This window comes from Patulibacter medicamentivorans, from assembly GCF_000240225.1.
Classification (GTDB): Bacteria; Actinomycetota; Thermoleophilia; order Solirubrobacterales; family Solirubrobacteraceae; genus Patulibacter; species Patulibacter medicamentivorans.
On the sequence record NZ_AGUD01000272.1, the window covers coordinates 1 to 8,669 of the forward strand.

An 8,669-nucleotide genomic window follows, 5' to 3' on the forward strand; every position below is an offset into this window, starting at 1 on the left:
CCACCGGCGCGGAGCGCGGCGGGTGACGCTGCAGTCGCCGGCGGCCGGCAGCGGCGCCTCGCAGGGCGACGTCGTCGCGGTCGCGACGACCCCCGGCCTGGGCCGCGGCGCGACGCTGGAGCCGCTCTCGTGGCAGGCGATGCGCTTCGCCCGTGGCCGCCTGACGCTCGGCGGGCTCCGGTCCGACCCCGTCGGCGCCCCGGCCGGCTGCGCCAGCGCCGATCACGCGGTCGTCGGCGGGGGCGGCCGTCAGCGCACCGTCCGCCTGTGGGCCGTCGTCTCGCCGGACGTCCGCTGCCTGTGGGCGAGCGAGGCCGTGCTCGCCCCGGGCCACGGCTGGAGCCGGCGCACGATCGCCTGGTCGGCGCCGCTCGACCGCGCGCGGCCGACGCTGCCCCGTCAGCGGACCATCCGGATCGAGCGGGGCGTCCTGCAGCCCGACCGCCGCCACGCGGTGGTGAGCTACTGGCACGGCGCCTGCGACGCCCTGGCCTCGACCTCGGCGACGCTCGACGGCCGCCGCGTGCGCGTCACCGTCCGACTGGGCGACACCGTGCCGCCGGAGACCGCCTGCGCCGCGATCGCGGTCCAGGGCCAGGCGCTCGTGACGCTGCCGGCCCGGGCTCCGCGGGACGCGATCTTCGTGGCCGCCGACGGCCGTTGAGCGCCGGGCCGGCGCTCACCGCCGCCGCTCGGCGTCGAGCCAGCCGACGAGGGTCTCGCCGGTCGCGTCGATCGCCCGCGCCGACAGCCGCTCGAGCCGGTCGCCGGTGCCCTGCTTGTACGGGTAGTCCCAGTCGATCAGGTCGACCGCGGGGACGCCCGCCTCGAGGAACGGCAGGTGGTCGTCGACGATCGCGGGACCGTCCTCGACCGGGAAGACCCTGCCCACGCCCGCCCGGCCCGCCGCCGCCGCGACCCGCGACCAGAGCGGCAGGTCCGACTGGCGCTCGCGCGGGAGCCGCAGGCCGCGACCGGCCACGTAGTCGGCGACCGCGACCGCCCCCAGCTCTCCCGCGTGGGCGGCCGCGTAGGCCTTGGAGCCGCGCAGGCCGTCGCGCTCGAAGTGGGCGTCGTCGCCGCCCGGCGGCAGCTCCTCGCCGTCGAGCAGGACGAAGCGGACCTCGCGCGCGTCGGTCGGCCGAGCGGCGCGGCCGAGGGCCCGGGCCGCCTCCAGCACGACGGCGGTTCCGGCGGCGGAGTCGTTGGCGCCGACGAACCCGCGCGGCTCGATCTGCGTGTCGTAGTGGGCCGCGAGCACGACCGCCGGCAGCCGCCCGGGCAGCCGCCCGACGAGGTTGTAGAGCCCGGGGTGCCCCGCGACCGGCTCGCGACGCCCCTGCGGCAGCCGCGCGAGCAGCCGGGTGCGCAGCCGCGCCAGCCGCCGCGAGCCCGACGGGCGCTGGCCGACCGCCAGCTGCATCCGCACCAGCTCCAGCGCCCGGCCGGCGTCGAAGCGGTGGGTCGTCGCGACGGGCACGGCCGGGTCCGGGCGCCGCGCCCGGGCCAGCTCGGCCGCCAGCGTGCGAGCCGACGGCGGCGGGGCGGGCGACGAGTCGCCGCCGGCCCGGGTGGCGACGACCACGACACCGGCCGCGATCACGACGGCCACGAGCGCCCCGACGAAGAGCGCGAGCGGCCGCCGCCGATTGGTCGCTGCCCGCTCGGTGGCCACAGCGACACGGTACGCCGCCCGGCCCGGCGGTGGGTCCGGGTCCGCCGTCAGGCGTTCTCGGTCGCCCCGGCCAGCAGCGACGCGAACCGCTCGCGGGCCGCGGCGCGACGGCGCGGCAGGTCCTCCGTCGGGACGCCGTCGGCCGGCGCCTCGTAGCGGCGCAGGATCCGCCGGGCAAGCGTCTCGCGGTGGACCTCGTCGGGGCCGTCGTAGATCCGCGCGGCGCGGGCGAAGCGGTAGAGCTGCTCGAGCGGCAGGTCGGTCGAGAAGCCGAGCGCGCCGTGGGCCTGGATCGCGCGGTCGACGACATCGTGCAGGACCTTCGCGCCGTGGAACTTGATCATCGCGATCTCCTCGCGCGCCGCCGCGGCCCCCTCCTGGTCGATCTTCCAGGCGGCCTGGAGCGTCATCAGGCGGGCGGCGTGACGCTCCGCCGCCGAGTCGGCGATCCAGCTGCGGACGGTCTGCTTGTCGGCCAGCAGGCCGCCGTGGGCGTGCCGCGACAGGGCGCGCTCGCAGAGCATGTCGAAGGCCCGCCCCGAGACCCCCAGCCAGCGCATGCAGTGGTGGATGCGGCCCGGCCCGAGGCGGGTCTGCGCGAGCAGGAAGCCGGCGCCCTCGGGCCCGAGCAGCGCGTCGGCGGGCACCCGCACGCCCTCGTAGCGGATCTCGGCGTGGCCGCCGAGGCGGCCGAACTCCTCGGCCGGGTGCTCCATCGTCGGCACGTCGCGGAGGATGTTCACGCCGGCCGCGTCCGCCGGGACGAGGAACATCGACGCGCGCTGGTGCGGCCGCGCCTCGGGATCGGTGACCGCCATCACGATCAGCAGGTCGGCGACCGAGCCGTTCGAGGTGAACCACTTGTGGCCGTCGATCACCCACTCGTCGCCGTCGCGGACGGCGCGGGTCTGCAGCAGCGTCGGGTCCGAGCCCGCCGTGTGCGGCTCCGTCATCGAGAACGCGGACTTGATCTCGCCGGCGAGCAGCGGCTCGAGCCAGCGCTGCTTCTGCTCCGCGCTCCCGGCCAGCGCCAGCAGCTCGCCGTTGCCGGAGTCCGGGGCCTGGCAGCCGAAGGCGTTGGGGGCGATGAACGACGTCCCCAGGATCTCGTGCAGGAGCCCGAGCTTGACCTGCCCGTAGCCCTGCCCGCCGTGCTCGGGCGGCAGGTGGCAGGCCCACAGGCCCTGCTCCCTGACCTGCTCCTGCAGCGGCCGCAGGGCGGCGTCGATCCCGGCCTGGTCGAGCTCGCCGAAGATGCTCTCCAGCGGCCAGATCTGCTCGCGGACGAACGTCCGCGCCCAGTCGAGCTTCGCCTCGTACTCGGGCTCGGTGCTGAAGTCCCAGGCCATGATCAGCCTCCGTCGGTGGTGGGGTGCGCGGCGGTCCGGCGACCACCGCGCGGGGCGTGGTACCGCACGGTACCAGTCATGCCCGCCGCTGGCGAGGGCGGCGCTGTTCAGGGTCCTCCGGCCGGGGTAGGGTGTGGACTCGATCACGGCGCGGCGACGCCGGAAGACGGGAGGGACGCACCGCATGGCCCAGCAGAACAGCGACCGGCTGACCGCCGTCGACGCGGGCTTCCTGCACCAGGAAGGCCCCGCGGCGCACATGCACATCGGTGGCCTGACGGTGTTCGAGGGCCCGCCGCCGCCGTTCGAGGAGATCCTCGACCAGGTCCGCTGCCGCCTGCACCTGCTGCCCCGCTACCGCCAGCGGCTCGCGCGGCCGCCGCTGCAGAGCGGCAACCCGGTCTGGATCGACGACCCGGCCTTCAACCTCGAGTACCACGTCCGCCGCACGGCGCTGCCCGCTCCCGGCAAGCGCGCCCAGCTGCGCGAGGCGACCGCCCAGATCTTCAGCCAGCGCCTGGACCGCTCGAAGCCGCTGTGGGAGCTGTGGATCGTCGAGGGGATCGAGACCGATCGCTGGGCGCTGATCTCCAAGACCCACCATGCGCTGATCGATGGGATCAGCGGGATCGACATCGCGACCGCCCTGCTCGACGTCACGCCCGAGGGGATGGACGTCCCCCACCCCGACGCCGCCTGGCAGCCGCGGCCGGTCCCGACCCCGGCCGAGATGCTGGCGACCGGGATCGTCGGCGCCGCCCGCGCCGGCGTGCTCGGGGCGACCAAGGCGCTCGAGGCGTTCGCGCGCCCGCGCGCGGCCGCCGGCCGCGTGCGCGAGATCGGCGAGGGCGTCGGCGAGATGGCCTGGGAGCTGATGAACCCGGCCCCCGACACGCCGCTCAACGTGCCGATCGGCCCGCACCGGCGCTACCGCGCGGTCGAGGGCCGGCTCGAGACCTTCCGCCGGATCAAGGACCACTTCGGCGGCACCGTCAACGACGTCGTGCTGGCGGTCGTGACCAGCGCCCTGCGCGACTGGCTGCAGAGCCGCGGCGCGCGGACCGAGGGGCTGGAGCTGCGGGCGCTGGTGCCGGTGTCCGTCCGCAGCACCGACGAGCGCGGCCAGCTCGGCAACCGCCTGACCGCGATGCGCGGCCCGCTGCCGGTCTACATCGACGACCCGGTCCAGCGGATGGAGGTCATCCGGCGGGCGATGCGCGGGCTCAAGGAGAGCAAGCAGGCGCTCGGCGCCGAGACGATCGCCAACGTCCAGAACTTCGCGCCGCCGACGGTCCTGGCCCAGGCCTCGCGGCTGAACTTCTCGACCCGGCTGTTCAACGTCCTGGTGACGAACGTGCCGGGGCCGCAGATCCCGCTCTACCTGCGCGGACGCAAGATGGAGCGCGCCTTCCCGGTCGCCTTCCTGCCCAAGGACCACGCGCTGGCGATCGCGATCCTCTCCTACGACGGGGCGATCAACTTCGGCCTGATCGGCGACCACGACGCGCTCCCGGACCTGAAGTTCATCGCCGACGGGATCGCGTCGGCGATCGACGAGCTCGACGACCTGGCGCGCGCCGGGGTCGGCGGCGCGACGCCCGCCCGGGTGCGGACCGCCGCGCCGTAGCGGCGGCTCGCGAGCCGCCGCTCAGCCGCGCCGGATCGTCAGCGCGCCCTTGGCCGGGCGCGGGGCGCGGTTGCCGGCCTTGTCGACCCCGCGAAGGGCGAAGCGGGTGGTGCCACGCGGCAGGTCGACGGTCAGCCGCCCGCGCTTGCCGGAGCCGATCCGGCGGAAGCGGCCGCCGCGGACGCTGCGGTAGACGTCGACCGTCTTGACGCCCGAGGCGACGAGCGGCTTCGGCGCCGGGTCGGTCGCCTTCCAGCTCAGCCGCAGGCGCGTCGCCGATGTCCGTCGCGAGCGGTTGCGGAAGCTCGCCTTCGGCGCCCGCAGGTCGATCTGCCGCGCGGCGTCGACCGCCGCGCCGGCGTTGACGATCCCCCAGCCGAGCTGGTCGCTGTAGCCGCCGGCGCGGGTCGCGGTCTGCTTGATCAGCCTGACGATCGTCGCCGCCGGCAGGTCGGGGTTGGCGTCGCGGACCAGGCCGACGATCCCGGCGACGATCGGAGCGGCCATCGAGGTGCCCTGCAGGTGGGCGTAGCGGGTGTCGCCGCCGAAGGCGACGCGGCAGCCGCAGGGCGGGTTGACGGTCCCGTCCGGGTTGGTGCTCGACTCCTCGAAGGCGGTCTTGGTCGCCGGGAAGGCGCCGAGCAGCCCTCCGGGGGCGCCGCCGGCGGAGTAGGTGCCGTAGGCCGCGACGCTGATCTGGCTGCCGTAGCCGGCGAACGAGGCGCGGATCCCGTCGGCCTGGGCCGCGGTCACGGTCAGGCCGAGGCCCGCGTCGATCTGCGGACCGCTGCCGGTCGGCTGCAGCGTGTTCGCCGGGTAGCCCTGCTCGGTGGTCGCGGTGTCGGCGGCGGCCGCGACCGGCACGACGCCCTCGGCGGCGGCCCGTTGCAGCGCCTCGCGGATCACGGTCGGCGCGCTGGCGACGCCGTCGACCCCGAAGCTCATGACGATCGCGTCGGCCCCCGCCGCGACCGCCTTGTCGATCGAGCTCGCCACGCTCGAGTCGCGCAGCTCGCTCTTGATCACGATCAGGTGACAGCGGCCGCCGGCGCCGACCAGCCCGGCGCCGTCGTTGAACGCCGCGCAGGCCAGCGAGGCGACGTGGGTGCCGTGGCCGACCTCGTCGGTCTGGGCGTTGCCGACGACCGGGCCGTCGGTCTGGGCCTGGTCGATGATCGGCGCCAGCTGCGGGTGGCCGCCGTCGACCCCCGAGTCGATCACCGCGATCTTGATGCCCTTGCCGTTGGCCAGGTCCCAGGCGGCGGGGATGTTCATCCGCTGCACCCACCAGCCGGGCACCACGCCCGCGGGCGCTCCCGGGTCCTGCTGGCTGAGGCTCGGCTCGTTCGGCAGCCCGCGGAGCGCCGCGCGCCGCTCGGGAACCACCTCGACCACCCGCGGATCCTGCCGCAGCCGCGCGGCGAGCCGCGCCCGATCGTCCGCGTCGCCGGCGGCGACGGCCGCGGTCGCCGCCGCCGGATCGGTCCCGGCGGTCCGCACGCCGGCGCGCCGGGCGACGTCGGCCAGGCGCTCCTCGACGGCCGTGGTCGAGAGCCCGTCGGCGCCGCGGACGGTGACCAGCAGCCGGCCGGTCGGGCCGGAGCGGCCACCGAGCTGGCCGCTGTCCGCGGCCGGCGCGGAGGCTGGAAGGGCGGCCGCGGCGCAGAGCAGCGCGGTCGCGCCGAGCAGGCCGGCGGTGGGACGGAGGCTGGTGCGGGTCATGGTCTCCCCGGCTGGAACCCGAGGACGGGCCCGCGGTTTCGGTAAGCGGCGTCGAAGAAGGGCGGCAGCATGGCGCCCGCGAGCCGCGGGCGCTCTCGGATCGGGTGGTCCGGGCTCAGAAGCCGAGCGCGAACTTGGCGTCCTCGCTCATCTTCTCCGGTGACCACGGCGGGACGAACGTGACCTCGGAGTCGACGCTGGCGACGCCCTCGAGCTCGCCGACGAACTCCTCGATCTGGGACTCGACCTGCGGGCCGATCGGGCAGCCGGGCGTCGTCAGCGTGTACGTCACGTGCACGTGCCCGTCCTCGATCGTGATGCCGTAGATCAGCCCCAGCTCCACGAAGTCCAACCCCAGTTCGGGGTCGATGACGTTGGCGAGGGCGGCTTCGACATCGTCGACGGTGGCCATCGATCGAGTTTCGCACACCGCGTCGTGCGTCCGTGGGCCGTCGCGGCGGGCGACGGATGCGGTTGCTGGCCGGCGAGCGCTCCGGCAGCGTACGGTTGGGACGATGCCGCTGCTGATCCTCGTGCTGCTGGTGGGCGGGTTCGCCTTCGAGATCTGGCTGGCGCTGCTGGTCGCCGACCAGATCGGCGCCGCCCCGACCGTCCTGCTGCTGCTGGCCGGGTCGCTGCTCGGCTCGCGCCTGATCGCCCGTGCCGGCCTGCGCACCTGGCAGCGCGTGGTCGAGGCCGCGCGCGCCGGCCGCTCGCCGGGGGCCGAGGCGCTCGACGGCGCGATCCTGCTGCTCGGCGGCGTGCTGCTGCTGGTCCCCGGGTTCGCCTCGGCCGCGGTCGGCCTGGTGCTGCTGCTGCCGCCGATCCGGACGTTCGCGCGGCGGGTCGTGGTGCCGTTGGCGGCGCGGCGAGCGGTCCCGCCGCTGATCTTCGTCGACGCGGCGCGACGGGCGCGCTGGGGCGGCGGGCGCCCGGCCGACGTCGACGGCTCCGCGACCGAGGAGCCGACCTGGGGCGCCGACCCCGCCGCCCGGCCGACGCCGCGGCAGCTGCCCGGCGACATCGACGGATCCGCGGTCGAGCCGGACGACCGGCCGCGGGACTGACGGCCCCGGCGGCCGGGCGGCCCGTGGGAGAGGCGCCCGGTCGTTCGACGATGGGAGAATCGCCGCATGGCCCTGGATCCCGCCCTCGAGCGTCCCCACACCTCGTCGGACCCGACGTTCAGCGATGCGGTCACCTGCGCCTTCGCCGACCGGCGGGCCGGCGTCCAGGGCACGGTCCGGATCGGCGTCGCCGGCGGCGCCGCGTCGGGGCTGGTGCTGGTCTTCGTCGATGGCGAGCCGGCGCTCAGCCACGCCGAGGGCGCGATCCCGATCCCGCCCGACCCCGAGGGCTACGGCGACCTCTCCGCGGCCGGGATCGACCACGAGATCGTCGAGCCGCACCGGCGCTGGAGCGTGTCGGCCGCGACCGACGACGGGGCGCTCGACCTGACCTTCGTCGCGGTCGGCCCGCCGCTGGTCCTCTCCGGCGACCACGTGGCCGCCAAGTGGGGCGGCATGGAGGGCTACGAGCAGCCGTGCCGCGTGACCGGGACGCTGACCGTCGGCGACCGGCGGTTCGCGATCGACGGCGTCGGGCAGCGCGGGCACCAGTGGGGCGCGCCCGACTGGAGCCGCCTGGAGCAGGCGCGGACGATCACCGGCTGGTTCGACGGCGAGCTCTCGTTCGCCATCAGCGCGCTGCGGCCGGAGGGCGCCCGGTCGCACGCCGACGAGGTGGCCTGGGCCGCCGTCGCCCGCGTCCCGCCGGCGCCGCCGGCCGAGGACGGCGAGGCGCCGGTCGCGGACGCCGCGCCGGCCCGGGAGCTGGAGGCCGTCCTGACCCCCGAGCCGCGGATCTCGACCACCACCGACGCCGGCGGCCGCCATACCCTGGCGACCGTCGAGCTGTGGGAGAGCGACGAGGGCCCGGTCTGGACCGCGACCGGCGAGGCGATCTCCGGCACCACGCTCGAGCTCGGCCGCCTGCGACTCGACACCGCCTTCTTCCGCTGGCGCCTGGCCGGCCGCGAGGGCGTCGGCCGCTACGACGTGCTCAAGAAGGTGGCGGAGTAGGGCGCGGACAGACCCGTCGGATCGTCGTCTCGCAGCACTCCACGCCACGAGACGACGAAGCCGCGCCCCAGCGACGTCCGATCACCGTCTCACCCCCGAGCGATCACCGAGGCGACGATCGTCCGCCAGCCGCCGGGCGTGGATGCGCGATGTACCGGCACACATGCACCTCACGCCGCGCCGCGCGGGTGGATGCCTGGTGTTCGTGGACCGAG

At 76.0% G+C, this 8,669-nt stretch carries 8 protein-coding genes; 4 read left to right on the forward strand and 4 right to left on the reverse strand.

Annotated features, from left to right (window positions below):
- A partial coding sequence (locus PAI11_RS19265) for a hypothetical protein (RefSeq protein ID WP_040601029.1) occupies positions 1-664 on the forward strand: 664 nt, incomplete at its 5' end.
- 15 nt (positions 665-679) lie between these two features.
- On the opposite strand, the gene PAI11_RS19270 is transcribed toward PAI11_RS19265, so the two are convergent.
- Positions 680-1,675: a M28 family metallopeptidase gene (locus tag PAI11_RS19270; RefSeq protein WP_040601030.1), complete on the reverse strand. Its 996-nt coding sequence runs from the start codon at positions 1,673-1,675 to the stop codon at positions 680-682.
- Between the two features lie 47 nt (positions 1,676-1,722).
- A complete protein-coding gene (locus PAI11_RS19275; protein ID WP_007577925.1) occupies positions 1,723-3,024 on the reverse strand; it encodes an acyl-CoA dehydrogenase family protein in 1,302 nt (433 codons plus the stop codon).
- Positions 3,025-3,208: 184 nt separating this feature from the next.
- Between PAI11_RS19275 and PAI11_RS19280 the strand changes: the two genes are divergently transcribed.
- Positions 3,209-4,651 carry a WS/DGAT/MGAT family O-acyltransferase gene (locus PAI11_RS19280; protein ID WP_007577927.1) on the forward strand — a complete coding sequence of 481 codons (1,443 nt, stop codon included), beginning with the start codon at positions 3,209-3,211 and terminating at the stop codon, positions 4,649-4,651.
- Positions 4,652-4,672: 21 nt separating this feature from the next.
- Here the strand turns inward: PAI11_RS19280 and PAI11_RS19285 are convergent, their stop codons facing one another.
- Together PAI11_RS19285 and PAI11_RS19290 are read right to left on the reverse strand one after the other, a co-directional pair.
- Positions 4,673-6,373, reverse strand: a complete 1,701-nt coding sequence (locus tag PAI11_RS19285; RefSeq protein WP_007577929.1) for a S8 family peptidase — start codon at positions 6,371-6,373, stop codon at positions 4,673-4,675.
- A 115-nt stretch (positions 6,374-6,488) separates the two neighbouring features.
- Positions 6,489-6,785 carry a metal-sulfur cluster assembly factor gene (locus PAI11_RS19290; RefSeq protein WP_007577931.1) on the reverse strand — a complete coding sequence of 99 codons (297 nt, stop codon included), beginning with the start codon at positions 6,783-6,785 and terminating at the stop codon, positions 6,489-6,491.
- A gap of 103 nt (positions 6,786-6,888) precedes the next feature.
- Here PAI11_RS19290 and PAI11_RS24805 point away from each other — a divergent pair, with 103 nt between their 5' ends.
- Both PAI11_RS24805 and PAI11_RS19300 read left to right on the forward strand, forming a co-directional pair.
- Positions 6,889-7,440, forward strand: coding sequence for an FxsA family protein (locus PAI11_RS24805; protein ID WP_007577933.1), 552 nt, complete (start codon positions 6,889-6,891; stop codon positions 7,438-7,440).
- A gap of 66 nt (positions 7,441-7,506) precedes the next feature.
- Complete coding sequence (locus PAI11_RS19300) at positions 7,507-8,454, forward strand: DUF7065 domain-containing protein (RefSeq protein WP_007577935.1); 948 nt, start codon at positions 7,507-7,509, stop codon at positions 8,452-8,454.
- The last annotated feature ends 215 nt before the right edge of the window (positions 8,455-8,669 follow it).